Here is a 25,000-nt window from a genome sequence, read left to right as displayed (position 1 = left end):
TTTTTTATACCTGTACTTTCTTCATTACTTTTTAATGACTCACTTTGAGAAAGTAAAAACCTAACACGGTTTGCAATTGCTGCACCTGAATCAACAAGTGTTATTGATGGGGGCAATAATTGAGACAACTCATTCTGTAAGAATGGGAAATGAGTACAACCTAATATTAGGTGATCGATTTTCAAATCAATCTTAAGCCGAGCCAATTCTTCAGCAACATCGTCAATCTGTATTGCACCCGTCCAGAATTTTGTTTCCGCTAAATTTACTAGGCGGGTAGAACCATATAAATGTACCTTTACATCATTTGAATGTGCATTGATTAAACTGTGTGTGTATACATTTTTAATTGTACCGGGTGTTGCCAATAGCCCTACAGAACCCGTAACGCTTTTTAAACAAGCCGGTTTTATAGCAGGAACAACACCCACAATAGGAATCTCAGTGTATCTGCGCAACAATTCTAACGTTTGAGTACTAGCGGTATTGCATGCGATTACGATAATGTCTATTTTTTCAAACTTGGCTTCAACGGTTTTCAACTTAGCGAGTAAGCGCTGCTGCAATACTTCTATCGTTAAATTACCATAAGGCATGAACAGGTTATCCATTAAATATGAATACTTCGCGAAAGGATAAAGGATTTTAATATGCTCCAGCACTGTTGTACCACCAATGCCAGAGTCAAAAATAACAATATGAGGTTGCAAACTAAATACTCCTAAACAACTACTAATTAGTCTGCCACATTTTTACCTTGAACTATATAGAAGCTATTACTTCGAAGCTTTATCTGATTTGCCTGCTTCTTGCTCTAATAAAGAGTATTGCTCAAATATCACTTTACTGTACTCAAGCAAGGTATTGAGTTGTTTTGAATCTTTATCTTGATTAAGCCACTCAATTAAACCTGCCAATTGAGCATCAATCTTCAAAGATTTTGCTTGTGTAAAAGCTTGGCCTAACCCCTCATTGAGCGGTTTTAATTGTTCGGCCACATTGCTACCTGGGATATTTCGCTGATACTCTTTAACACTGCTCATCATTTCTGTTTGCTGCAGGTTCATTGAAAAACCAGCTAGCTGCGATGGATCCATTGAAAGCTCGGTGGCTTTATTAAATGCTTGGTCTAAATCGCCACTAAAGAACAAATCACTCACGCCTTGCAAGTCTTCCATTAAAGCATTAACAGCCTGCTGCTCTTGCTCATCGATTTCACCATTAATTTCTAATGAAAAACCATAACTAAATGCAGATACAGACTCCATAGCCATACGCTTACCTCTATCATCAGCGCTTAAGGTTAATTGATCTGCTTGGGCATATTCGCTATTAAACGTGATTTTAATTTCATCACCATCGAGTGTTTTGATACTCAATTGAGCTCCGTTAGTTAAACTATATTGGCTCGCTTGACGGTAATTACTATAAATATCTTGTTTTGGGGTTTTAAAAAGCTCTTGAGCAAACTTATCTAGACCCTCAGACATTAAAGCATCACTTTTGTTGATCCCTTCTTTAATATCATCAGTTAAAAAACCTGCATCTTCTAGCTCACTTTTAGCATCTTCAATACCAATGGAAATTCCCTTTTTTGCTTCATCTAGCATACTACGTAATTTAGATTCATCAGCACCTTCATTTTTAGCTTTAAGCACCGCGCCCTTAACAAACCCTAAAACATTTTTAGCTACTTCCTCAAAATCAAAAAGTGATTCATTTTTCGCTTTTTTATTTTCAGGCATTGAAAGTGCGTCAGCTAATTTTGTTTGCATGACTTTGGCTGCAATGCCATTGACATCACTTTGATAATTCTTTTGTGGCAATGCCGAGCTATCACTCTGTTTAACTTGTGTTTTCAAAAAGTTATTATACAAAGTAGCAGGCTGAAACCCTGGCAGACCAATTTTCATGATCTTTCTCCTATACGCTTTATAGAATTATTATCGGCTAAACTAAATATAACTTAAGCAGTTTGTGAGTGTTTTTTGTACGATAACAATTCAAAAACCGCGCTCAGATGCTTAGGATTGAATGGTAATAGTACTAGACAAATCATCCTTGCTCCATAAAATAGCGCGACGAAATAAAACAGAGACAGACCGATGGCAGTCATCACAATTAATCCCGCACTTTATGAACAACAGCTCAATGATAAAAAACAAACAATTGCAGCTCAATTTGCTCGTTTTGGGGTGAACGACCTTGAAGTATTCGCATCTGAAGAAAAGCATTATCGTCAACGCGCTGAGTTTCGTGTTTGGCATGATGGTGACGATTTATTCCACATCATGTTTGATCAGCAAAGCAAAGAAAAAATTCGAGTTGAGCAATTCGACCCTGCTGCGCCAATTATTTTTACTTTAATGCCACGACTCATTGCCGAGCTTAAAACAAAAGAAATATTACGTAGAAAGCTATTCCAAATAGATTATTTATCAACTCTCAGCGGCGAAGTACTTGTTAGCATGTTGTACCATAAAGCGCTCGATGATGAATGGTTAAGCGCAATCAATGAACTCAAAAGTACATTATCCAGCGAATTTAACATCGACTTTATTGGCCGCGCCCGCAAACAAAAAATTGCTTTAGGTAAAGAATATGTCGTTGAAAAACTCACCGTAGCTGGTAAGGAACTAGTTTATCAGCAAGTAGAAAATAGCTTTACTCAGCCGAATGCGAAAGTAAATCAGAAAATGCTTGAGTGGGCACTCGATATCAGCCAAAACCTTTCAAATGATTTGCTCGAACTTTATTGCGGGAATGGTAATTTTTCAATTGCATTAGCACCGGCATTTAATCGCGTACTTGCAACTGAAATATCAAAATCATCGGTAGCATCTGCGCAATTTAACATTGCTGAAAACAAAATTACTAATCTTGATATCATTAGAATGTCGAGTGAAGAATTTACCGAAGCAATGAAAGGTGAAAAAGAATTTTCTCGCCTCAAAGGCATTGATTTAAAAAGCTACAATTGCCAGAGTATTTTAGTCGACCCACCGCGTGCCGGTTTAGACGAGGGCACAACTCGTCTAGTACAAAACTACGACAACATCATTTATATATCATGTAATCCGCAAACACTAGAGCGGGACTTAGAAGCCTTAACGCAAACTCATAATGTTGAACGTTTTGCTATTTTTGATCAGTTTCCATATACCCATCACATCGAGTCAGGGGTCTTTTTAACCCGAAAATAAATTAAAAGCAGCCTTAGCTGCTTTTTTTGTCCTTGTTATACATCGAAGCGCCTTTTGCAATATAACGCAATTGCCAAATAAGGCGCTCCACCAGCTCAACCCGATGCTGTTTATCTAAATCAAGTGCCTCAGCACCAGCATTAAATACTAACGTCACCATAGCTTCAGCTTGGATATAAGCTAATTTGACATCGCAGTGTGTCTCAATTTCTAAATAATGAGCTAACTCTAAAATAAAGTGCTTTATTTCGCGCGCAACAGCGGCTCGAAACGCTTTAGAAGTGCCTGAGCGCTCACGTAAAAGTAAGCGAAACTGATTGCTCGAATCTTCAATAAATTCCATAAACGTGTAAATGGAAATCGTAATGATACTGCCGCCACACTCTATTCGACTGCGAGCTTGACGCATTAATTGCCTGAGCGTTAATCCCGCTTCATCAACCAGGGTTAAGCCCAGTTCATTCATATCTTTAAAATGGCGATAAAACGACGTTGGAGCAATCCCCGCTTCTCGAGCAACTTCTCTTAAACTTAAATTGGAAAAACTGTGCTCCGCACTTAACTGATTAAATGCAGCCTCAATTAATGCTTGCCTAGTTTTCTCTTTTTGTTTTGCTCGAACGCCTGACATTCTGTGCCCTCTTCATTGATAAAAACGAGTTTATCATATTTACTTACGGATCAAATTACCAACTGTAATACCATTTGCAACTTGACTGAATGACGCTGAACCTCTATTTTAGCGTACAGTTGTACGCTGAGATTATTATGATGAAAAAACCACCTATTATTTGGACAAACGTTTTATTTTTTACCCTGACTTTTTGCGCTGCACTTATTTTAGTGCCTTGGTATGGCGTAAATTACGGCTTTAGCACTGCAAATTGGGGCGCATTTGTAGGCTGTATGTTTTTTGCCGGATTATCGATTACCGCGGGTTATCACAGGTTATGGGCTCACAAAACCTATGAGGCACATCCTGTAATTGAAGTTATTTTTGCACTAGGCGGCGCCTTTGCAATTCAAAACAGCGCACTACACTGGAGCTCTGATCACCGAATTCACCATGGTCAAGTTGATGACCCAATAAAAGACCCATACGCTGCAACCAATGGGTTTTGGTATAGCCATATAGGCTGGATGTTACGAGATTATCAAGGCGATAATTATTCAAATTATAATAATTGTCGCGACTTACAAAAAAATAAGATCGTTATGTGGCAACACCGCCATTACCTACTTTTAACTATCTTAACCAATGTAGGCATTCCTCTTACCCTTGGTATTCTTTTTGGTGACGTATGGGGTATGCTTATTCTTGCAGGTGTTCTCAGATTGGTTTTGAGCCAACATTTTACCTTTTTTATTAATTCTATTGCTCATATTTGGGGCTCTCGCCCTTACACAGAAAGCAATACTGCGCGTGATAACGGCTTACTTGCATTATTTACTTATGGTGAAGGCTACCACAATTACCATCATATCTTTGCCAGTGACTACCGCAATGGTATCCGATGGTGGCATTACGATCCGACTAAATGGATGATAAAATCTCTATCGTACATTGGCTTAACAAGTAAGCTAAAGACAACACCTATTGAGCGAATTGAAAAAGCGAAAGCGGATACATTACTCAATAAAACGGCGCGAACTTTAAAACAAACTCAGTTAGGACAAGCAAAAATTGAATTGTTACAGCAAGAGTATGATGTTTTACTCAAAAAGCTGCAAAGTTACTGTAAACTTAAAAAACAATTGCTTGACGCTAAAAAGAATACCATGCTCAAACAATGTGAAAAGTCAGCAATCATGAATCAATATCGTGAATTTGAATTGGCTTGGCAAAAACAAAAGCAATCGTGGCTTGAATTAAATGCCCAACTGCTCAGAGCACGTTACAGCTAAAGAGGAAACGGTGTGGCTAAATCAAAAGAAGCAAAACAATCACCAAAAATAGACTATCAATATGACGCGATAATCATTGGTACAGGCCCTGGCGGTGAAGGCACTGCCATGAACTTAGCTAAAAGCAAAAAAAGAGTCGCGGTAATCGAGAAGCAACCGTCTGTAGGAGGTGGTTGTGCTCATTGGGGAACAATTCCTTCAAAAGCACTACGGCACTCAGTCAGTCGACTCATTGAATATAACTCGAACCCATTATTCAATCTTAAAGAGCAGCGCAGCAAGCTCACTTTCCCTGATATTTTGAATCATGCCGGTAATGTGATTTCTAAACAGGTTAATTTACGTACCAGCTTCTACGATCGAAATCGCATTGACATCTTTCATGGTGAAGCCTCTTTTGTCGATAAGCACACCATCAAAATCACTCAACCTGATGGTACATTTGAGCACATGACTGCACAAACAATTGTTATTGCCACAGGCTCTCGACCTTATCACCCACCAAAAGTTGATTTCAATGATGAGCGCATTTACGACAGCGACACAATTTTAAAGTTAACCCATGACCCTCGTCATATCATTATTTATGGAGCGGGTGTTATTGGGTGTGAATACGCATCTATCTTCAGAGGATTAGGAGCGAAAGTTGATTTAGTAAATACACGAGACCGACTATTAGCCTTTACCGATGCCGAAGTCTCAGACGCCTTAAGTTATCACTTTTGGAACAGCGGTATCGTTATTCGCCATAACGAAGAACTTGCCAAAGTAGAAAGCCGCCCTGATGGGATTATTTTCCATATGGAATCAGGCAAAAAAATGCTCGCTGATTGCGTTCTGTTTGCCAATGGTCGTACTGGCAATACCGACAAACTAAATTTAGCAGCAGTAGGGCTTGAAGCTGATGGCCGTGGTTTACTCAAAGTTGATGATAACTATCGTACCCAAATTACCAATATTTATGCCGTTGGTGATGTCATTGGCTATCCAAGCTTAGCAAGCGCTGCATTTGATCAAGGTCGTATTGCTGCAACCGCTATTTTACATGGCCACTGCCCTGAGCGAATTATCTCTGATATCCCAGTGGGTATATATACTATTCCTGAGATAAGCTCGGTCGGTAAAAATGAGCAAGAACTGACAGCCGCTAAAATTCCTTATGAAGTTGGCAGGGCTCAATTCAAACATTTAGCCCGCGCTCAAATTGCAGGTACAGAAGTTGGCAGCTTAAAAATTCTGTTTCATATCGAAACAAAAGAAATATTAGGGATCCATTGCTTCGGAGAGCGTGCCTCTGAAATCATCCATATCGGACAAGCTATTATGGAGCAACGCAACGGCGGTAATAATGTTGAATATTTTATTAATACAACGTTCAATTACCCAACAATGGCTGAAGCCTATCGTGTTGCAGCCCTAAATGGGCTTAATCGCCTCATAAAATAACAATTCATTAGGTCAACACATTAATAAAAAGGGCTTTTTTTGTGCCCTTTTTTTATATCTTCTATTGTTTCCTTGTAAAATTCTTGTAAACTAAATTCACTAAAATAATAATAAAAGGCTGCTACAAGATGAAATATGCTGCACTGGGTTTAATTTCCGCTCTGTCGATATGTTCTACATCTGTTTTTGCTGATTTCGACTCTGCAAAAAGGCATTTAAAAGAAAAGAATTATGGTGAAGCTGCCACTGAGTTAACAAAATTAGCTCAAACTGGGCATGTCGAAGCACAATTTCAATTAGCATCCTTATATGAACAAGGTCTTGGTGTTACCCAAGACTTAACTACCGCTTATGCGTGGTACCTTGTCGCAAAAGATTTCGAACACCCTCAAGCTTCTGATAAATATAAAATATTAAGAGAAACCATCACATCACGAAAAGAAGGCAAAGACCGTTATAAAGAGCTTTCAAACCTTTACGGTAAAAAACAGCATGATGCTGACTTTGCTCCGGTTTTGAAAAAAACCAACTTTTACCCAGAGCGAGCCAAATTGCTTACTCAAGTTGAACCTGATTATTCAAAAGGTACAGCGTCAATCCAAAGCGCTTGGGCTACTGTTGCATATAATGTTAACGAAAGCGGTCAAGTTGAAGATGCTCGTATTCTGGCCTCATTTCCAAAAAATGTTATTGATGAAGCTGTAATTGAAGCGATTTCTCAATGGACTTTTAAACCCGCAGTTAAAAGAAATGGCGATCCTGATCGCGTAAACGACTTACTTTACACCTTCAAAGTTAAAAGTAGCAGCAACTCAAATCATCGAAAATATGAAAAACAACTCGATGAATATACTCAAAAATTAAAAGAGCTAGCAGATTCAGGTAATAACTACGCCCAAGTACGCTATGCAATGATGCTTGAGCACAACATTATTGAAAGCCCCACTGATGAGTACGTCGATTGGTATTATAAAGCCGCACTCAATGGTAACAATGATGCCCAACTTCGTTTAGTGCATTGCTTTGAGAATGGTGAAGGTTGCCAACCTAATGAAGATAAGGCCTTTAATTGGCTAGAAAAAGCAAGTCAAAGTGATAATTACCGCGCTCAATTTCAATTAGCAAAAACACTACTTGATTATCAAAGCGTACATTTTAATCCAAAACGTGCAGTAAAGATTTTAAAAGAAGCGACTCATAACCAATACCTTCCGGCAATGACGGAGTACGCACGGCTCTTGGCTTTTTCTGATAATCCAGAGATCCGCGATATTCAATCGGCGATTAAATATGCTGAGTTAGCTCGCTCACTCGACCCTACAAATCCAGTTTTATTATCAGTATTAGGTGCTTCATATACTGAGCTTGGTCGCGTTGAACAAGGTGAAGAGTTATTACAACAAGCTTTTGAAGAAGCGCAAAACCGCAATTGGCCGACACGTAGTTACCTAAACCTTATTGAAGGCGGCGCTGCAGCCATGATGGCAAATGGCGCAAGACTGACTTACTAATCAGTTTGTATATAAAACATTAAAAAAGGAGCCTAGGCTCCTTTTTTAATGTTACATCATAATCTTACAAATGATATAAACGACTTAATTCATGGACTGAATTAATAAATGCACCTGCGTTTTCAGGATCTACATCAGGAGTAATACCATGACCTAAATTAAAGACATGACCGCTACCTTGACCAAAACCATCTAGAATTTTCTGTACTTCTTGTCTGATGCGTTCTGGGCTTGCATGTAACATAGCTGGATCCATATTACCTTGTAACGCCACTTTATCGCCCACTCGCGCTTTAGCATCAGCAATATCAATCGTCCAATCGAGCCCTAAAGCATCACAGCCTGTTGCAGCCATTGCTTCTAACCACATACCGCCGTTTTTAGTAAATAAGGTGACAGGTACTTTGCGACCATCATATTCACGAATTAATCCATCGACAATTTTGTGCATATAACCAAGAGAAAACTCACGATAATCACGAGGCGTTAGAATTCCACCCCAAGTATCAAAAATCATCACCGATTGCGCACCAGCTTTAATTTGTGCGTTTAAATATAAAATGACTGAATCAGCTAACTTGTCTAATAACATGTGTAAAATTTCAGGCTCAGCAAACGCCATTTTTTTAATTTTACCAAATGTTTTACTGCTACTACCCTCAATCATATAAGTTGCTAATGTCCAAGGTGACCCCGAAAAACCAATTAAAGGCACTTCACCTTTAAGCTCTCGGCGAATGGTACGCACAGCATTCATTACATAGCCTAGTTCCTGCTCAGGATCTGGAATAGGTAAGTTGACTACATCACGCATATCCATAATAGGACGTTCAAACTTTGGACCTTCGCCTGTTTCAAAATACAAACCTAAACCCATTGCATCTGGAATAGTTAAAATATCACTAAATAAAATTGCAGCATCGAGTGGAAAACGGCGTAATGGCTGAAGAGTCACTTCACAAGCAAGCTCTGCGTTTTTACATAAACTCATAAAATCACCTGCTTCTGCACGTAATGCACGGTATTCAGGTAAATAGCGCCCCGCTTGTCTCATCATCCATACCGGAGTAGCATCGACAGGTTGCTTTAATAAAGCACGTAAATAACGATCGTTTTTTAATTCGCTCATAAAATTCTCATTCAGCTGAAGGATTGAACCTATTTATCGTCTAATTGTATCATTTAGATTGCCGCGCCTCCATGTGCAAGATCAAACAATTAGAAAAACACCGAAATAAACAGTTGCAACCAAGTGAATAAATTGTTATAAAATACAGGCGCTAGTGAATAAAAATAATAAGAACTTGTTTAAACAAGTCAGCAAATGAATTGAAACCACCTTCGGGTGGTTTTTTCTTGCTTTAATTTCAAGCACTTCAAATCTCGGCCCAGATAACAAAAAATAAAAACAATATATTTCAACAGCTTAAATTTTATATTTTTTTTATGTAAAAAATCAGTTGATCTTTTGTTCATATTTCATTGTTATAGTAGAAACGTTAGGTTTGCAAGGGAGACAAAATATGCTTACTAGACTAGAAAAAGCCCAAGAATCATGGGGTGGTTCGCACTCTGTTATTGATTCATGGTTAGAGGAACGCCAAGATTTGTTAGTTCAGTATTGCAAACTAGCGGGATTACCTCCATACGAAAGAAATGACCAAGCATTGCCAGCTAAAGCAGCTATTATGAGTTTTTGTGAAATTCTTGTTGATTACTTATCTGCTGGTCACTTTGAAATTTACGATGACATCGTAAAGGCTTGCCAAGAAAAAGGACCTCAAAGTTTAGCATTAGCGAAAGCGCTTTACCCCAAAATTGCAAGCTCAACCGATTTAGCGCTTAATTTTAATGATCAATATGCTGAATTTGCCGATGACAACCTACTTGAAAGTTTTGATAAAGACTTATCTGAGCTTGGAGAAGTATTGGAGCAGCGCTTTGAATATGAAGATGAATTAATTGATAACTTATACTCAAATCATTTAGACAAATAAAAAACGGGATTAAATCCCGTTTTTTATTTGTGTTACTTTCGAATATTTATTCGCCAGCAACTTCAGCAGTTTCAGGCTGTTCTATTTCTAATAGCTCAACTTCAAAAATCAACGTCGAATGTGCTGGAATGTTACCTAAAGCACGCTCGCCGTATGCAAGTTCTGAAGGGATAGCAAACTTAAACTTAGATCCAACATTCATTAACTGAACGCCTTCAGTCCAACCTTTGATAACACGGTTTAAAGGAAAGTTAACTGGCTCATTACGCTTGTAAGAACTATCAAATTCAGTACCATCAATTAAAGTACCTTTGTAATGAACAACAACCACATCAGTTTCTGTTGGCTTTGTACCATCGCCTTGCGCTAATACTTCGTACTGTAAACCTGACTCAGTAGTCGTCACACCTTCACGCTTACCATTTTCAGTTAAGAAAGCTAAACCTTTTGCTTTATTTTCTTCAGCATCTAACTTAGCTTTTTCTTCTTGTTTAGTACGCACATCTGTATCAAGCTGAGTTAAAACTTCACGAATTTTGTCTTCTTCGATTTTTGCTGAACCAGCAAGCGCATCTTGGAAACCTTTAACTAACAACGCTTGGTCTAACTCAAAACCTAGCGCTTTTTTATCCGCCAAATCTTTTTGCAAGAAACCACCAACTGACGCACCAATGCCGTAAGCTTGCTGTTGCGCTACAGTATCTAACTTTACTTCTGCAACTGTTTCTTGTTTTGCTTCTTGATTACAGGCTGTTAAAGCGAGGACAGACGCTGCGATCAAAGATAATTTTAGTGTTTTTTTCATTATTGTCTCCGACATACCATTTGGTAGCCAATTTTCTATACTTAATTTAATTAAAAACAACGGGCAACGTGTTAGGCTGATTACATAACTGATTTGTAATAAAATAGTTATGGAAGCATCCTAGGGCCAAAAACGCCCCTTAGTCTAACCTCTTGCAGTGCAAGAGTTAAGGAAAAAGACTCTTAAAATGACGATAAAGCACACTATTTTTTGCTTATTTTTAGCCATGACGCTAAGCGCTTGTGATAACACTAATAAATTGCCAAGTAATGCGACTGAGCATGCTGTGTCAGGTGCTTATACTGCCAGTTTATCTGATGATGGCAGCTTAAGTTTAGTCTCATCAGTTTCTCACGGGCTGGCTTTATGGGATCTGAATAAAAACGGTTTAAAGTATCAATGGAGCCACCAGCAAGCCGAAGATAATTTAGTGCTTAGCACGGATATCAGTTTTGATAAAAGCGTTGCCATTAGCGCCGACAAAGAAAACTTTGCCCTTTGGGATATTGCTACAGGTGGCAATATCGGCTTTTGGAAAATAAAAGACTCCGCTATTCGAGATATTGCCGTCAGTGATCAGGGTCGCTATGTGCTCTATGGCAAAAGTAACGGCGTGGTAGTGCATATTGATATGCAAACAGGTAGACGAATTGAATTTATTGGTCATCAAGAAAAAATTAATGCCGTCGATTTATCCCCCAACGGCTTTTATGCTCTGACTGGTTCTAATGATTATGTCGCGTATTTGTGGGATACCCGCACAGCACAAGTTATCCATCGATTTAATCACCCAAGTAGAGTCACGCAAGTCCAGCTAGATCCCCAAGGTCGATTTGCCTTTACCGCCGATAGCCAACAACAAGCGCGAGTATGGGATTTACAAAGTGGCGAGATGATTTCGAATCTTCAATTTACTAGCCGCCAGCAGATTTTTAGCGCGGCCCGTTTTAATACCGCTGGTACGTTATTACTCACAGGCTCACCAACGCGAAAAATTGCTTTATGGGATATTAAAACCGGTCATGAGCTGCAAACCTGGTATGTCACCCCCAGAAAAGAATCTCGACCTCAATCTGCGGTGGTGTATGATGTCGCCTTTCATCCAGATGACAAAACAATCATCAGTGAAAGCTCCAGTGGTTTAGCAGAAATTTGGCAAATTGAGTATAAGTAATGAGTGATTTAGAACATCGTATCTATGAGTTAGAAGCAAAAGTAGCCTTTCAAGACGAAACTATTGAAATTTTAAATGAAGAAATGCGTCAGCATCAGTTATTAATTGCGACGATGCAGCGCCAAACTCAGTTACTAGCCGACAAACTCAAAGAAGTACAAAACAGCTCGTCTTTTGGCGAAGAAATAGTAGAGCCACCTCCTCCACATTATTAAAGGTTTATGTGCTACTCAGGTTTAAACACGCCTATGACTTGCTCAAATTGGCGTGTTGAAGCCTGTACTGCACCTTCTGGTTGCGTCATTTTATGACCACATGCAATACATTCTACTTTTTCCACATTCAGTTCTTTATAGAGCATCATGGTATCCATTGTTTTGCATTCTGGACAGCTCGCACCAGCTATAAAACGTTTTTTGTGTTTCATGTTGTCATCACTTATATACTGTATTAATCGTATTTTAACGCCCTTTCAATCTTGCTCACAACGCTTATTACCGCTCAGTGCGATAATTTAGCCATAAGGCTAACCATTTTATAAATGAGCTTGATATACTAACGGCAATTTTTCCCAATTGATGTAATCATGATCCAAATAAGCCAGCTTGAACTATTACGTGGTGGTAAAGCCCTACTCAAAGATGCCAATGCAACCTTATTTCCAAACCATAAAGTAGGTTTGGTTGGCGCAAATGGTTGCGGTAAGTCATCGCTGTTTGCCTTATTAAAAGGAGAATTACATCTCGATAGTGGTAATTGCTCAGTGCCAAAAGACTGGACAATCTCCTCTGTAAAACAAGAAACACCCGCACTCAGCATTTCTGCATTAGAATACGTATTACAAGGCCATAAAGCCTACTATGAATTACGCGTACAATTACAACGGGCAGAACTTAGTCACGATGGTGAGGTACAAGCAAAAGTACATTTACAACTTGAAGCGATTAATGGTTATTCAATTGAATCAAAAGCCGGTGAGTTACTGCATGGTTTAGGCTTTAATAATGAACAAATCAGCTTACCCGTGAGTTCTTTTTCAGGTGGCTGGCGCATGCGCCTAAACTTAGCCCAAGCGCTGATTTTTGAATCTGATTTGCTCCTCCTCGATGAACCAACTAACCACCTTGATTTAGACGCCGTTTATTGGTTAGAGCGCTTTTTGAATGTATATACAGGCACTTTAGTGCTTATTTCTCATGACCGAGAGTTTCTTGATGCTGTAGTTGATGAAATTTGGCACATTGAAAATCAAAAAATCAATATTTACAAAGGTCATTACTCACAGTTTGAACGCCAAAAAGCAGAGCGCCTGTCTCAGCAACAAGCCAGTTTCGAAAAGCAGCAAGACCAAATAGCTCACCTTGAAAAATTTATTGCTCGCTTTAAAGCTAAAGCCAGTAAAGCCAAACAAGCTCAAAGTCGCGTAAAAGCACTAGAGCGCATGGAAAAACTCGCCCCCGCACATGTTGATTCACCATTCGATTTTGAATTTGCAGAGCCGTTGGCATTACCTAATCCATTGATGACGCTCGATCAAGCCAAAGCAGGTTATGGCGATGTCACTATTTTAGATTCGATTAAGTTTAACTTAGTCCCAGGTAGCCGTATTGCGCTGCTTGGTCGTAACGGCGCCGGTAAATCAACCTTAATAAAGCTCCTTGCAGGTGAACTTACACCACAAAGTGGCGAAGTGTTTCAGCATAAAGGGCTCAATATCGGCTACTTTGCACAGCATCAATTAGAGTCTCTTGATTTATCAGCCAGTGCGCTTTTACATATACAGCGTTTAGATCCGCAAGCACCTGAACAAAAAATTCGTGATTTCTTAGGAGGGTTTGCCTTTTTTGGAGATAAAGCCCTTGAACCCGTAGCTCCGTTTTCGGGTGGCGAAAAAGCGCGCTTGGTATTGGCCATGCTGGTATATCAAAAGCCCAACCTATTATTACTTGATGAACCAACTAACCATTTAGACCTTGAAATGCGCCATGCACTTGTCATGGCATTGCAAGGCTTTGAAGGCGCTATGGTTACCGTGTCGCATGATCGCCACATGCTTAAAAACACAGCCGATGAATACTATTTAGTTGATCAAGGCCAAGTAACCCCGTTTGGTTATGATCTTGATGCCTATTACCAATGGTTACTGGCGGCAAACAAAGCAGACAATGTTGTTGAGGATAAAGGCGATAAAACCCACAGCGCCGTCAATCGCAAAGATCAAAAGCGTCGCGAAGCTGAATTTCGTCAAGCCGTTCAACCGCTGAAAAAGAAAATCACGCAGCTCGAAACCAAACTCGACAAAGTAACGGCACAGCTCAAAGAAGTTGAAAATGCCCTTGCCGATAATTCACTGTACGATGCACAAAACAAAGCAACGCTGACGGAATTACTCGCTAAACAGGCAAAACTAGTGCCAGAGCAAAATGATTTAGAAGAGCAATTGCTTGAGCTGTTAGAAGAGCTTGAACAACACGAAAACGAATTTAATGCTCAACTCGATTAACAGTGAAGCCTTTTGGCAATTTTCATTGCATTTTTACAGTGACAACAAGGTCGCCGAGACCTTGTTGTACTGGCAAAATCATCATAAAAAAAATGTAAATGTATGCTTATTGCTGCTTTATTTAAACCAACAGCACTTACAACTTAGTTCGGCTCACTTAACTCTGCTAATCAATGCGCTCACGCCATTTAATCACTCATTTACCCAACCACTGCGAACTCTCAGAGTCCAATTAAAGCAGTACAGCAACCTCCCTCATTATCAGGCAATGCGCACACAATTATTAGCAACCGAATTACAGTTTGAACAACAAGAACAACAGCTACTCATTCAGACGCTCAACCACTGCCAATTAGGCGAAACCTCCACGCCCGACAACCTCAGTTTATACATTGATAAAGACTTACAATGCGCAAAAACTGATCTAAATCAAACTCTCTTACGGCTTAAAAAAAGCGCGGAGCAAAACTTGATCTAAATCACATCAGGCTTGTCATTACTGCCTTATCTTTAACCCATTGAAGAAATAGGAGAGACACCATGAACGTATTTTTTAGAGATTTTTTTAGCGACCCAGTGTTGTTTTTTTCATTTGGATTTCTAGGTGTCGTTATCTCACTTTGTATTTTTTACGTAGTGTATTTCATTAAAAAGATTAATGAGGCAGAAGTGCCTGAGTAACGAGTTAAGCACGACGCGCTAAAGCATCAAATTAAGCTCGCTTAGTTTGGTGCTTTATTTTTTTCTGATACACTGCCCTTTCACATAGACAACATCACTCTAGGATTATGGACGGCAGCTTTAAACCCGCTTGGTGGATGAGCAATAAGCATGCACAAACAATATTACCGCGTTTTTTTCGCCCGAAATTAGCGCTGAATGTGCAATTTGAAACCTTATTGACACCTGATGACGACTTTTTAGAACTCGCCTGGACAATTCCTGCAGCTCAAAATAATACCAAGCCTCTGGCCGTTGTATTTCATGGCCTTGAAGGCAGTATTGATAGTTTTTATGCCAAAGGCATGATGAAAGCTCTACAAAAGCAAGGGCTTGATGTTGTTTTAATGCATTTTCGCAACTGCTCTACACAAGCCAATTTACAGCCACGAGCCTATCATAGCGGTGAAACGTCCGATGCCCGTTTTTTATTCGAAACACTTGCCGCTCGCTTTCCAAGTAAAGAGTTATTTGCGGTTGGCTTTTCGCTTGGTGGAAATGTATTAGCAAAATATTTAGGCGAATTTAAACAAAACAGTTTACTAAAAGCAGCCGCTGTAGTGTCTGCACCGTTCGATTTAGCATCATCTTGCCAAGTAATTCGTAAAAGTGGCGGTAAAATTTATCAGCATTACTTACTTGGCCGATTAAAAAAATCAACCAAACGCAAACTCCCTAAAATCGCCTCACTCTTGAATATAAATGCAGAACAACTTACAAAAATAAATGATTTGTTCGAATTTGATGACCGAGTGACTGCGCCGTTACATGGCTTTAAACATGCCGAAGATTACTATCAGCAAGCCAGTGCCAAACCTTTTTTACAGCATATCAGCACACCCACTTTAATTGTTCACGCAGCCGATGACCCCATGCTATCAACTCAAGCCATCCCTATGCATCACGATGTAAGCCCACATGTCGAATTGCAAGTCTCCAATAAAGGAGGCCATGTTGGTTTTATCAGTGGCCGTAACCCATTCAAACCCGTATTCTGGTTAGAACAACAAATCCCAGCCTTTTTTAAGCGATATTTATCATGATCATTCCGTTTGATGCCTTAGCCCCAGAAACTCTAGAAAACCTGATCAAAGATTTTATTTTACGTGAAGGGACCGACTACGGTGAGCAAGAATGCACCATGGACGATAAAATCGCACAAATTAGACGTCAGCTTAAATCCGGTGAAGTGGTTATTGCTTATTCTGAGCTACACGAGAGCGTAAACATTATGACGGCTCGGACATTTGCCGCACAGCCAAAAGAAGAACCCAGTGACGAGTTTTACTAATTATTAACATTTAACTTGTCAGCACAGCCTTAAGCTCAGACAATGGTTTTTTCACTATAAACATAAGAAAAAACCATGAAACTCATTACAGGACTCTCCTTACTCACATTAAGCTGCACCGCTTTAGCGCAACAAAACGCAGATAATTCATTTAACCCTGCCTCAAAACGCGCAATCGAATTAACCCAGCACACCATTTTAGTCGATACCCATATCGACGTACCTTATCGCCTTGAGCATAAATGGGAAGACGTGAGCCAAGCTGCAGGCGGTGACTTTGATTACCCGCGCGCTATTCAAGGCGGATTAAACGCTCCATTTATGTCGATTTATATTCCTGCAGGGCTTGAAAAAACCGGTGGCTCATACGAGCTAGCGAATAAGCTTATCGACTATGTTGAAGCCATTGTTGGCCGCGCTCCTGATAAATTTGCTATTGCCGACTCAGTACAAGATATAAAAGATCACTTCGCCGCAGGCAAAATGTCACTCCCAATGGGCATGGAAAATGGTTCGCCAATTGAAGGTAAGCTTGAAAACCTCAAACACTTTTATCAGCGCGGTGTACGCTACATCACCCTAGCCCATTCGCAAAGCAACCATATCTCTGACTCGTCTTACGATTTACGTCGTCAATGGCAAGGCTTAAGCCCATTTGGTAAAGAACTTATCAAGGAAATGAATAATATCGGTATGATGATTGATGTTTCACACATTTCTGACGATGCGTTTTATCAAGTGATGGCGTTATCAAAAACCCCAGTGATCGCGTCACACTCCTCATTACGAAAATACACGCCAGGCTTTGAACGTAATATGGATGACAACATGTTACTTGCCCTGAAAAAGAACGGTGGGGTAATTCAAATTAACTTTGGGTCGAGCTTCGTAATTGCCTCCGCAGGCGCATGGGGTGACCAATTTAAAGCAAAGCGCAAAGAGCTTGCAGAACAAAATGGCGAACAAAGCCCGATAGTAAAAGATTTCCGCAAAGCGTATGTAGCTAAAAACCCTTACCCCTTTGCAACCCTTGCTCAAGTGCTTGACCATATTGACCACGTGGTAAAACTAATTGGCATCGAACACGTGGGCATAGGTTCTGATTACGATGGCGTAGGTGACTCTTTACCAATTGGCTTAAAAGATGTGGCTAGTTATCCCAACCTAGTTCAGGGGTTGCTCGACCGCGGTTACAGCGAAACCGATATTACAAAAATTCTCAGTGGTAATGTGCTACGGGTATGGCAATACGTTGAGCAATACGCTAAAAACCATTAACTTCTATTAGTTAATACGTGCCCACACTGCAATAACCTTATTGGTTTGGGTATTTGTCTCAATACGTTAGCTATAGTGAAAATTTAGATTCAACCTCACAAAAAGATACAATTTTAGTGACAGAGATCTTGGTTATCACCATAAGCTATGTAAAACTGAATAACGAATTATTAACAGCAGCAGATTAGGTGACAATGAATGTCCGATTTTAAAGCTTGGAAACTTATCAGTCTGTTTTGTTTGTTTAGCTTAATGTTGGGTTGTGAATCCAAAGAAGAGCGTACCCAGCAAACAATCAAATACACGCTTGAACAAGCCTCCCAAGAAATAAACACCCTAGGCGATGCCCTTGACAATAAAGTCATCCGCAACGCAAATTTACTGACGCAATACAGTAAAGTCCTTAGCCAAAAAAACCCACAGATGAGTGAAATTGCACAACTCGTTGCTCAAGATGCCACGAAGAATGGTCCGTTATACCAAAACCTTCAAAAACGCCTTACTGATTTACAAAACGCTGACCCTGCGATGACGAGCGAAGAGCTCATTGCTCAAGCCTCATTACTCAAAGAAGCAGCGACATTAAGCCTTTTTGCCGATGCACTAACCGACCCTATCAATGTTTTGGCCGATATGTCGGGCGGTGATTTAGCTCGCATTGGCGCCATTAGCAAAGAAGCAGAAGAAGCGGCCAACGCTGGCAATGCAACCTTAGGGAATCAATTAGTGGGAAATGCTAATTATGGCCAATGGCAAACCAATTCTGAAGGCATTAGCTTTTGGCAATGGTATGGCATGTACCGCATGCTGGGTGATGTAGTGGGTGCTGTAGAATACGGTAGTTGGAGTAAGCGCAGAAAATACAGTTATTACAATGATTATGGCCGTAAACGTTATTCTAGTTACAACCAGTATAAGCAGCAGACAACGGTTGAAAACCGCACTCGCCAATCGTATCAAAGCCAAGGCAAACAGTTTACCAGCCCCTATGCAAAAACAAAGAATGGTGCATCAGGACTAAGCCGAAGCAGCTATACACCACCGAGCACGACTGCAACTTCCCGTAGCAGTTATTCCAAAGCCAGTAGCCCAACAAAATCAAACACCGGCTCTGTGCGCAATAGCTCAAGTAGAACCTCACGCGGCGTTAGCCGAGGCAAATAAAGAATTAGTTTGGGAGTTAAAACATGTACCAATTTAACGGATTAACCGCTTGGTCAATTCAAGCTTTAACGCTTGATTTTATAATTATCATTGGCTTATTTGTCAGCCTAAAATTCATTAAAGGCTGGGTCTCAAACCTGCATGCCAATGATGAGATTACCGAAAAAGATAACTTTGCTTTTGGCCTTAGCTTTGCTGCTGGCTTAGCTGGCCTGGCAATTGCTATAACGGGCATTAGCTCTGGAGCATTCGCTGATTCATTCTTGCAAGAAGGCACACAAATGCTGGGCTATGGCTTAATTGGCATCTTCCTCATTAAACTTGGCCACTTTTTTCAAGATAAAGTCGCCCTTAAAAAAGTGTCGCTGCACGATGAAATCATCAAAGGGAATATCACTGCTGCATTGGTTGATTTTGGCCATGTGATTAGTGTCGCTATCGTGATTCGATCTGCATTAATTTGGGTCTTAACCGAAGGGTGGCATGGCCTGCCGATAGTGATTGCAGCCTTTATCATTGGTAATATTTGTATGTTGTTGATCAGCCAATATCGAGTCCAGCTCTACAAACGCACCAACCGTAATGGCGATTGTTTACAACAAGCTATATTAGATAACAACATAGCTGTGGGTATTCGTTATGCAGGTTTTTTAATTGGCAGTGCACTTGCTTTAACCGCTGCAACAGGCATCGCACCGTACATGCCTGATAATATCAACGCAAGCCTAATCTATTGGGCCGTCTGTGCCATTGCAAGCTTAGTGGCATTCATTCTATTACACCTGATCATGATTAAAATTATTTTGGCAGGCAAAGATATTTCGGATGAAGTGAATCGCCAAAAAAATATTGGGGTTGCCACCATTTCTGCCGCAATCTCGTTTGCAATTGGTATCACAATGGCCACATTGTTGGGTGCTTAAGCGTTGAAAAATCCACCTGCTTCAACCCCTTCGCCGAGTAAATATTCTTTACTCGGCCACGACATCCTTTTAATCAGTGTCATGGCTATTTTAGCCGGCTGTGGCTTGATTTATGAATACTTACTTTCTCATTACGCGGGGCGTATTTTAGGGTCCGTTGAAAGCGCCATATACGCCATGATTGGTACCATGATCGTGGCGATGGGTATCGGCGCTTTTCTTGCGCGCTGGTTTAAAGACCCCTTCACTGCATTTGCCTGGCTTGAAAGTTTAATCGCTTTTTTAGGCATGAGTAGTATTTTAATTATCGCCAGCATTATTGCGCTGAGTTATACCCTACCGCACACCTTCGCAAGTTTATATAACCTACCAGCAGATGCGGTTCTTGATGGTGCCATTTTTGACCAATTTCAAAAGTTTGCCCGCTTTCTACCTTATATTTTTGGTTTACTACTCGGTATTTTAATTGGTATGGAAATTCCCTTGATTGCGCGGATCCGCCAGCAAGTCTATGGAAAGTTTTTAGAAAACAATGCGGGCACGATTTATGGTGCTGATTACATTGGTGCGGGGGTAGGTGCAGCAATTTGGGTTATGTTCATGCTTACGCTCCCTATTATGCAAGCAGCAGCGTGGACAGCTCTGTTTAATATCATTGCAGGTCTTATCTTTTTATGGCGCTACCACCAACACGTTAAATGGGCTAAATTATTACTGGCATGCCACTTATTATTACTCGCACTGCTCACCCTCTTTTTAGTCTATGCCTCAACGTGGATGAAAGACCTGAGCAATGTACTTTATAAAGACAAAGTGATTTATTCCGAATCAACTAAATACCAACACATAGTCATAACAGAGCGCTTAAGCCGCACTCAGACAGCACCTATAAACGATTTATTCCTCAACGGCCGCTTACAATTTTCAAGTGCTGATGAGCAAATCTATCACACCATGCTGGTCTACCCTGCTATGTTGGCTTCAAACCGCCATGAAAAAGTACTCATCATTGGTGGTGGCGACGGGCTTGCTTTACGCGATGTTCTAAAATGGCCTGTTAAACAAGCGACTTTAGTTGATTTAGATGGCCAGCTTTTATCACTCTTTGGCTTGAGCGATCAATCATATGCTGCGCCCCAATCTCTCAAAAAAAAGCTCACTGCATTAAATCACAATGCACTCAACGACCCCAGAGCACAGGTCATTGTTGCAGATGCTTTTTTAGAAGTTGAACGTATGCTAGATCAAGGATTTGTATACGATACCATTATTATTGATTTACCCGACCCCAATCACCCTGACTTAAACAAGCTCTACAGCGATTATTTTTATAATCATGTCAGACAGTTACTTGCACCAGACGGCGCCTTGGTCATTCAATCTACATCGCCTTACCACGCAAAAAAAGCCTTTATCAGCATAGCTAAAACCGTGCAACAAGCAGGGTTTACCCATGTTGAACAATACCAGCAGAATATTCCTTCTTTTGGCCAATGGGGCTGGACCATAGCAACACGTAGTGGCCAACCAGCCAGTGAGCGAATTGCTCAAATTGATCAATTTCCAGTAGCAACAAACTGGTTAAATCAAAAATATTTACAAGCGGCTTTTGCCTTTCCCAGCAACTTCTTTATTAACAATAAAGAGATTGAAGTCAATCGGTTAGGCACTGGCGTTTTGTATGATTATTATCGCCAAGCTTGGCAAACAGAATCTGAACTGTATAAAAATTAACATGGCCCTGTTGACATAATATGTCACATGTGCAAATCTTAACCCAGACATACTATGTCAAAGTGAATAAGGTAAAGAAAATGGAATTAAACGAATTATCAATCAAGCTTGCGTCTTTCGAAACTGAGGGCGCCAACTTTGAATCATTCTTGATCACCAACCAAGGTGAGCAAGAAGTATTGCAAGTAATCGTAGATGGAAATGATGAATTACCCATTTTTGTCACGCAGACACAAGAGCAATTACTTTGTATTAGTTACTTATTTGATGAAAGCGAAGTAAAAACCGAACTTCGCCACGAACTTAACGAAGCGCTATTAAGGTTAAACGTACCGATCCCTTTAAGTGCATTCGCAAAAATCGATCATCAATATGCTATTTTTGGTGCTTTGGCTGTTACCTCATCATTTGATGAGATCACCCATGAATTAGTCACCCTCGCAGACAATGCGATCGATGCACTTGATGCTGTCTCAACCTATTTAAATGAATAATTTTGGAGCAAGATTATGAGTATTTTAAAAAAACTATTTACTGCAGTTCGTGGTGGCGCAAGAGAAGTAGGTGAAGCAATTGTAGATGCCAATGGTATCCGTATTTTTGAACAAGAAATTGCCGACGCCCAAAACGCGCTTCATAAAGCAAAAATTAGCTTAACAGAAGTCATGGCTAAGGAAATGCAGACTAAGCGCAAAATCAGTGCATTAAATGACAGCATTGCAGAGCATGAAGAATATGCAGGCCAAGCATTAGAAAAAGGTAACGAAGCTTTAGCGTTAGAAATTGCTGAAAAAATTGGTGATTTTGAAACAGAAAAAGCTGAACATGAACAAGTGCTTGCTGGATTTAGTAATCACATTGTTGCTCTAAAACAACAAGTAAAAGATGCGGAAAAATCAATTAAAGAAAATCAGCGCCAACTTACTATGGTTAAAACCACTGAAAGCGTACAAAAAGCCACTATGGCCGTTAATAGCACTCTTAATACCAATGCATCGTCAATGACCAATGCCCGCCAATCATTAGAGCGCATTAAGCAACGCCAGCAAGACCGCCAAGATCAACTTGGTGCTGCTAAACAACTTGAGTCAGCGACTAATGGCGACGATTTAAAAGCAAAACTAGCGCAAGCAGGTATTGGTGAGCAAAACCAAAAAAGCAGCGATATTCTTGCACGCATTAAAGCAAAACAAGCAAACTAAAATGCTTAACAACTAAAAAGGAGGCTAAGCCTCCTTTTTGCTTTCCTTTTATTGTTAAAGAGGTGATCCATGTTTGGTTTCTTTAAATCAAAAAAAACTGCCGTACGCCAACTCAACCACCCAAGTCAGCTCAAAATTGGTGACATGCTCACTCTTATAGACTCATTTGCCTACCCACAATGGCTTAAAGGGCAAACTCTAAAAGTGACTGATGTCCAAACCTATCAGTATCAGCACAGCGCCGAATATGAATTTGTATTAGAGAGTGAATCAGGAAAAATCGTTTTTTTACAAATTGAGTGCGATGACGGCGAAGAATATGCCAACTTTTCGGTTAAAATTCAGCGCGATGATGTCGATAACATTTTTACACTTGATGAGTTCGCACGCATTTTTGATGAAAATGCACTCACCCATATCAAAACGAAAAATACACCTGATGCTTTTGAGCGCTTTCTAGCTCCGAGTTATCAACAAACTGAAGCACCGTATGTGTGCTATTTTCATAACCAAGATTATCGTAATCAAGGCTTACCTCGTTACCAAGAGCAAGGTGGTGAAACGTGTGAAATCATTCATTTAGCGTCCGATGATGAAAGCCACAGTATCAACATTGAAATCTGGGAAGGCGGTGACACCGAAGTTTCATTAACTCTCACAAGACCGATTAGTGATATCGTAGAGCTTTTTCCTGGTGATGCAGCATGACTGATAAGCTCGCTAAATGGCAGCGACAAGAGCAAGCTGTAAGAGCGACGCAAATGGCATTTGATTTGAGCAGCGAAGTTCAAAAAACAATAAAAAAACAAGCCATTGATGAAGAGTTAACCCCTTCTGATATGATCAGAAAAATACTCAAACTCGATGTAAAATCAAAAAAAACACGACAGCGATTATCATTTAATCTCAGTGATGATGAAATAATACAACTCGCACAGCGCTTTAATGTCGACCCTGAAGATAAGCGAGCCGTTAAGCAGCAAGTTGCGGACTTACTAATCAACCATACAAAAAACATTAAACAATAATTAGAATGCGTTAAACAACTAAAAGATGAGGCTAATTAAAAATTGGCCTCATCCTGTCTGATTTTTTTCAATAAAAATTCAAAGTTGGCGATTTAAAATGGACAATTTAAAACGCACATAGCAAAAAACCCGCTGCATTGCTACAACGGGTTTCTCTTATTAGGAGCCTGGCGATGTCCTACTCTCACATGGGTAACCCCACACTACCATCGGCGCTGTTTCGTTTCACTACTGAGTTCGGAATGGGATCAGGTGGGTCCAAAACGCTATTGTCACCAAGCAAAATTTGGTTCGTTAATCACTCTCGCAATTAACTAAAATTCGGAAGGCTGATATTCAATTCGTCTACTTCAGTGCTATCTAACTTCTTGCTATTCATCAGTGCTTCATACAAACCACTTTGGCGTTGTATGGTTAAGCCTCACGGGTAATTAGTATTGGTTAGCTTAACGCCTCACAGCGCTTCCACACCCAACCTATCAACGTTGTAGTCTCCAACGGCCCTTCAGAGAGCTTATAGCTCTAGTGAGAACTCATCTCGAGGCTCGCTTCGCGCTTAGATGCTTTCAGCGCTTATCGATTCCGAACGTAGCTACCGGGCAGTGCCATTGGCATGACAACCCGAACACCAGCGGTTCGTTCACTCCGGTCCTCTCGTACTAGGAGCAACCCCTCTCAATTCTCAAACGCCCACGGCAGATAGGGACCGAACTGTCTCACGACGTTCTAAACCCAGCTCGCGTACCACTTTAAATGGCGAACAGCCATACCCTTGGGACCGACTTCAGCCCCAGGATGTGATGAGCCGACATCGAGGTGCCAAACACCGCCGTCGATATGAACTCTTGGGCGGTATCAGCCTGTTATCCCCGGAGTACCTTTTATCCGTTGAGCGATGGCCCTTCCATTCAGAACCACCGGATCACTATGACCTACTTTCGTACCTGCTCGACTTGTCCGTCTCGCAGTTAAGCTTGCTTCTACCATTACACTAACCGTACGATGTCCGACCGTACTTAGCAAACCTTCGTGCTCCTCCGTTACTCTTTAGGAGGAGACCGCCCCAGTCAAACTACCCACCAGGCACTGTCCGCAATCCCGATTAGGGACCTACGT

The 25,000-nt window shown here is 40.5% G+C and carries 25 protein-coding genes and 2 rRNA genes (2 of these 27 cut by a window edge); 19 read left to right on the top strand and 8 right to left on the bottom strand.

Annotated elements, in window-relative coordinates:
• Positions 1-710 carry the 5' portion of a glutamate racemase gene (murI, locus tag AC3KZC_RS00340; RefSeq protein ID WP_490580287.1) on the bottom strand. It extends 91 nt beyond the left edge of the window, so only the first 710 of its 801 coding nucleotides appear in the window; it begins with the start codon at positions 708-710; its stop codon lies beyond the left edge, outside the window.
• Positions 711-776: 66 nt separating this feature from the next.
• Positions 777-1,913 carry a DUF5610 domain-containing protein gene (locus tag AC3KZC_RS00335; RefSeq protein WP_490580288.1) on the bottom strand — a complete coding sequence of 379 codons (1,137 nt, stop codon included), beginning with the start codon at positions 1,911-1,913 and terminating at the stop codon, positions 777-779.
• 192 nt (positions 1,914-2,105) lie between these two features.
• Between AC3KZC_RS00335 and trmA the strand changes: the two genes are divergently transcribed.
• Entirely contained in the window at positions 2,106-3,203 is a 1,098-nt protein-coding gene (gene trmA, locus AC3KZC_RS00330) for a tRNA (uridine(54)-C5)-methyltransferase TrmA (protein ID WP_490580289.1), read from the top strand.
• A gap of 13 nt (positions 3,204-3,216) precedes the next feature.
• On the opposite strand, the gene fabR is transcribed toward trmA, so the two are convergent.
• Positions 3,217-3,834 carry an HTH-type transcriptional repressor FabR gene (fabR, locus tag AC3KZC_RS00325; RefSeq protein WP_490580290.1) on the bottom strand — a complete coding sequence of 206 codons (618 nt, stop codon included), beginning with the start codon at positions 3,832-3,834 and terminating at the stop codon, positions 3,217-3,219.
• A 140-nt stretch (positions 3,835-3,974) separates the two neighbouring features.
• Here fabR and AC3KZC_RS00320 point away from each other — a divergent pair, with 140 nt between their 5' ends.
• From AC3KZC_RS00320 to AC3KZC_RS00310, 3 genes are all read left to right on the top strand, one after another.
• On the top strand, positions 3,975-5,108 hold the full coding sequence (locus AC3KZC_RS00320; RefSeq protein WP_490580311.1) for an acyl-CoA desaturase: 1,134 nt from the start codon (positions 3,975-3,977) through the stop codon (positions 5,106-5,108).
• Positions 5,109-5,120: 12 nt separating this feature from the next.
• Positions 5,121-6,554: a Si-specific NAD(P)(+) transhydrogenase gene (gene sthA, locus AC3KZC_RS00315; protein ID WP_490580291.1), complete on the top strand. Its 1,434-nt coding sequence runs from the start codon at positions 5,121-5,123 to the stop codon at positions 6,552-6,554.
• Positions 6,555-6,682: 128 nt separating this feature from the next.
• Positions 6,683-8,065 (top strand): TonB family protein, encoded by a 1,383-nt coding sequence (locus AC3KZC_RS00310; RefSeq protein WP_490580292.1) that lies wholly within the window; start codon positions 6,683-6,685, stop codon positions 8,063-8,065.
• Between the two features lie 64 nt (positions 8,066-8,129).
• On the opposite strand, the gene hemE is transcribed toward AC3KZC_RS00310, so the two are convergent.
• A complete protein-coding gene (gene hemE / locus AC3KZC_RS00305) occupies positions 8,130-9,194 on the bottom strand; it encodes a uroporphyrinogen decarboxylase (protein ID WP_490580293.1) in 1,065 nt (354 codons plus the stop codon).
• A 394-nt stretch (positions 9,195-9,588) separates the two neighbouring features.
• On the opposite strand from hemE, the gene rsd reads away from it, so the two are divergent.
• A complete protein-coding gene (rsd, locus tag AC3KZC_RS00300; RefSeq protein ID WP_490580294.1) occupies positions 9,589-10,062 on the top strand; it encodes a sigma D regulator in 474 nt (157 codons plus the stop codon).
• Between the two features lie 46 nt (positions 10,063-10,108).
• On the opposite strand, the gene fkpA is transcribed toward rsd, so the two are convergent.
• Positions 10,109-10,867: an FKBP-type peptidyl-prolyl cis-trans isomerase gene (gene fkpA / locus AC3KZC_RS00295; RefSeq protein WP_490580295.1), complete on the bottom strand. Its 759-nt coding sequence runs from the start codon at positions 10,865-10,867 to the stop codon at positions 10,109-10,111.
• Between the two features lie 187 nt (positions 10,868-11,054).
• Between fkpA and AC3KZC_RS00290 the strand changes: the two genes are divergently transcribed.
• Positions 11,055-12,041 (top strand): WD40 repeat domain-containing protein, encoded by a 987-nt coding sequence (locus AC3KZC_RS00290; RefSeq protein WP_490580296.1) that lies wholly within the window; start codon positions 11,055-11,057, stop codon positions 12,039-12,041.
• The gene (locus tag AC3KZC_RS00285) at positions 12,041-12,256 is read left to right on the top strand and encodes a SlyX family protein (RefSeq protein WP_490580297.1); all 216 of its coding nucleotides are present in this window, start codon (positions 12,041-12,043) and stop codon (positions 12,254-12,256) included. Before AC3KZC_RS00290 ends, AC3KZC_RS00285 begins: the two co-directional genes overlap by 1 nt.
• An 11-nt stretch (positions 12,257-12,267) precedes the next feature.
• On the opposite strand, the gene AC3KZC_RS00280 is transcribed toward AC3KZC_RS00285, so the two are convergent.
• Positions 12,268-12,468, bottom strand: a complete 201-nt coding sequence (locus AC3KZC_RS00280) for a YheV family putative zinc ribbon protein (protein ID WP_490580298.1) — start codon at positions 12,466-12,468, stop codon at positions 12,268-12,270.
• Between the two features lie 159 nt (positions 12,469-12,627).
• Here AC3KZC_RS00280 and AC3KZC_RS00275 point away from each other — a divergent pair, with 159 nt between their 5' ends.
• The 12 genes from AC3KZC_RS00275 (at position 12,628) to AC3KZC_RS00220 (ending at position 23,884) form a co-directional block, all read left to right on the top strand.
• On the top strand, positions 12,628-14,544 hold the full coding sequence (locus AC3KZC_RS00275; RefSeq protein ID WP_490580299.1) for an ATP-binding cassette domain-containing protein: 1,917 nt from the start codon (positions 12,628-12,630) through the stop codon (positions 14,542-14,544).
• Positions 14,528-15,022 carry a TIGR02444 family protein gene (locus tag AC3KZC_RS00270; protein WP_490580300.1) on the top strand — a complete coding sequence of 165 codons (495 nt, stop codon included), beginning with the start codon at positions 14,528-14,530 and terminating at the stop codon, positions 15,020-15,022. The genes AC3KZC_RS00275 and AC3KZC_RS00270 overlap by 17 nt, the downstream gene beginning before the upstream one ends.
• Positions 15,023-15,332: 310 nt before the next feature.
• Positions 15,333-16,307: a hydrolase gene (locus AC3KZC_RS00265; RefSeq protein WP_490580301.1), complete on the top strand. Its 975-nt coding sequence runs from the start codon at positions 15,333-15,335 to the stop codon at positions 16,305-16,307.
• Complete coding sequence (locus tag AC3KZC_RS00260) at positions 16,304-16,555, top strand: YheU family protein (RefSeq protein ID WP_490580302.1); 252 nt, start codon at positions 16,304-16,306, stop codon at positions 16,553-16,555. Before AC3KZC_RS00265 ends, AC3KZC_RS00260 begins: the two co-directional genes overlap by 4 nt.
• A gap of 75 nt (positions 16,556-16,630) precedes the next feature.
• Positions 16,631-17,833 carry a dipeptidase gene (locus AC3KZC_RS00255; RefSeq protein WP_490580303.1) on the top strand — a complete coding sequence of 401 codons (1,203 nt, stop codon included), beginning with the start codon at positions 16,631-16,633 and terminating at the stop codon, positions 17,831-17,833.
• A 198-nt stretch (positions 17,834-18,031) separates the two neighbouring features.
• On the top strand, positions 18,032-18,997 hold the full coding sequence (locus tag AC3KZC_RS00250; RefSeq protein ID WP_490580304.1) for a CHAD domain-containing protein: 966 nt from the start codon (positions 18,032-18,034) through the stop codon (positions 18,995-18,997).
• Positions 18,998-19,020: 23 nt separating this feature from the next.
• The gene (locus tag AC3KZC_RS00245) at positions 19,021-19,920 is read left to right on the top strand and encodes a DUF350 domain-containing protein (protein WP_490580305.1); all 900 of its coding nucleotides are present in this window, start codon (positions 19,021-19,023) and stop codon (positions 19,918-19,920) included.
• Positions 19,921-19,923: 3 nt separating this feature from the next.
• Positions 19,924-21,654 carry a polyamine aminopropyltransferase gene (locus AC3KZC_RS00240; RefSeq protein ID WP_490580306.1) on the top strand — a complete coding sequence of 577 codons (1,731 nt, stop codon included), beginning with the start codon at positions 19,924-19,926 and terminating at the stop codon, positions 21,652-21,654.
• Between the two features lie 80 nt (positions 21,655-21,734).
• Positions 21,735-22,148, top strand: a complete 414-nt coding sequence (locus AC3KZC_RS00235; RefSeq protein ID WP_490580307.1) for a YjfI family protein — start codon at positions 21,735-21,737, stop codon at positions 22,146-22,148.
• 15 nt (positions 22,149-22,163) lie between these two features.
• Positions 22,164-22,856 (top strand): PspA/IM30 family protein, encoded by a 693-nt coding sequence (locus AC3KZC_RS00230; protein WP_490580308.1) that lies wholly within the window; start codon positions 22,164-22,166, stop codon positions 22,854-22,856.
• A gap of 69 nt (positions 22,857-22,925) precedes the next feature.
• The gene (locus AC3KZC_RS00225; protein WP_490580309.1) at positions 22,926-23,564 is read left to right on the top strand and encodes a hypothetical protein; all 639 of its coding nucleotides are present in this window, start codon (positions 22,926-22,928) and stop codon (positions 23,562-23,564) included.
• On the top strand, positions 23,561-23,884 hold the full coding sequence (locus AC3KZC_RS00220) for a hypothetical protein (protein WP_490580310.1): 324 nt from the start codon (positions 23,561-23,563) through the stop codon (positions 23,882-23,884). The genes AC3KZC_RS00225 and AC3KZC_RS00220 overlap by 4 nt, the downstream gene beginning before the upstream one ends.
• A gap of 165 nt (positions 23,885-24,049) precedes the next feature.
• Here AC3KZC_RS00220 and rrf read toward each other — a convergent pair.
• Positions 24,050-24,164, bottom strand: a 5S ribosomal RNA gene (gene rrf, locus AC3KZC_RS00215).
• A gap of 130 nt (positions 24,165-24,294) precedes the next feature.
• A 23S ribosomal RNA gene (locus tag AC3KZC_RS00210) occupies positions 24,295-25,000 on the bottom strand; it runs 2,181 nt beyond the window's last position.

This window comes from Pseudoalteromonas sp. J2K-J031 (assembly GCF_058197095.2).
The sequence above is the reverse complement of the archived record's forward strand: the minus strand, read 5'-3'. Positions and strand labels throughout refer to the sequence as shown.

Excerpts from the sequence above, each read along its gene's own strand:
- AC3KZC_RS00335 (WP_490580288.1), bottom strand. The coding sequence starts at position 1,913 with ATGAAAATTGGTCTGCCAGGGTTTCAGCCTGCTACTTTGTATAATAAC.
- trmA (WP_490580289.1), top strand. The coding sequence starts at position 2,106 with ATGGCAGTCATCACAATTAATCCCGCACTTTATGAACAACAGCTCAAT.
- fabR (WP_490580290.1), bottom strand. The coding sequence starts at position 3,834 with ATGTCAGGCGTTCGAGCAAAACAAAAAGAGAAAACTAGGCAAGCATTA.
- AC3KZC_RS00320 (WP_490580311.1), top strand. The coding sequence starts at position 3,975 with ATGAAAAAACCACCTATTATTTGGACAAACGTTTTATTTTTTACCCTG.
- AC3KZC_RS00310 (WP_490580292.1), top strand. The coding sequence starts at position 6,683 with ATGAAATATGCTGCACTGGGTTTAATTTCCGCTCTGTCGATATGTTCT.
- hemE (WP_490580293.1), bottom strand. The coding sequence starts at position 9,194 with ATGAGCGAATTAAAAAACGATCGTTATTTACGTGCTTTATTAAAGCAA.
- rsd (WP_490580294.1), top strand. The coding sequence starts at position 9,589 with ATGCTTACTAGACTAGAAAAAGCCCAAGAATCATGGGGTGGTTCGCAC.
- fkpA (WP_490580295.1), bottom strand. The coding sequence starts at position 10,867 with ATGAAAAAAACACTAAAATTATCTTTGATCGCAGCGTCTGTCCTCGCT.
- AC3KZC_RS00290 (WP_490580296.1), top strand. The coding sequence starts at position 11,055 with ATGACGATAAAGCACACTATTTTTTGCTTATTTTTAGCCATGACGCTA.
- AC3KZC_RS00285 (WP_490580297.1), top strand. The coding sequence starts at position 12,041 with ATGAGTGATTTAGAACATCGTATCTATGAGTTAGAAGCAAAAGTAGCC.
- AC3KZC_RS00280 (WP_490580298.1), bottom strand. The coding sequence starts at position 12,468 with ATGAAACACAAAAAACGTTTTATAGCTGGTGCGAGCTGTCCAGAATGC.
- AC3KZC_RS00275 (WP_490580299.1), top strand. The coding sequence starts at position 12,628 with ATGATCCAAATAAGCCAGCTTGAACTATTACGTGGTGGTAAAGCCCTA.
- AC3KZC_RS00270 (WP_490580300.1), top strand. The coding sequence starts at position 14,528 with ATGCTCAACTCGATTAACAGTGAAGCCTTTTGGCAATTTTCATTGCAT.
- AC3KZC_RS00265 (WP_490580301.1), top strand. The coding sequence starts at position 15,333 with ATGGACGGCAGCTTTAAACCCGCTTGGTGGATGAGCAATAAGCATGCA.
- AC3KZC_RS00260 (WP_490580302.1), top strand. The coding sequence starts at position 16,304 with ATGATCATTCCGTTTGATGCCTTAGCCCCAGAAACTCTAGAAAACCTG.
- AC3KZC_RS00255 (WP_490580303.1), top strand. The coding sequence starts at position 16,631 with ATGAAACTCATTACAGGACTCTCCTTACTCACATTAAGCTGCACCGCT.
- AC3KZC_RS00250 (WP_490580304.1), top strand. The coding sequence starts at position 18,032 with ATGTCCGATTTTAAAGCTTGGAAACTTATCAGTCTGTTTTGTTTGTTT.
- AC3KZC_RS00245 (WP_490580305.1), top strand. The coding sequence starts at position 19,021 with ATGTACCAATTTAACGGATTAACCGCTTGGTCAATTCAAGCTTTAACG.
- AC3KZC_RS00235 (WP_490580307.1), top strand. The coding sequence starts at position 21,735 with ATGGAATTAAACGAATTATCAATCAAGCTTGCGTCTTTCGAAACTGAG.
- AC3KZC_RS00230 (WP_490580308.1), top strand. The coding sequence starts at position 22,164 with ATGAGTATTTTAAAAAAACTATTTACTGCAGTTCGTGGTGGCGCAAGA.
- AC3KZC_RS00225 (WP_490580309.1), top strand. The coding sequence starts at position 22,926 with ATGTTTGGTTTCTTTAAATCAAAAAAAACTGCCGTACGCCAACTCAAC.
- AC3KZC_RS00220 (WP_490580310.1), top strand. The coding sequence starts at position 23,561 with ATGACTGATAAGCTCGCTAAATGGCAGCGACAAGAGCAAGCTGTAAGA.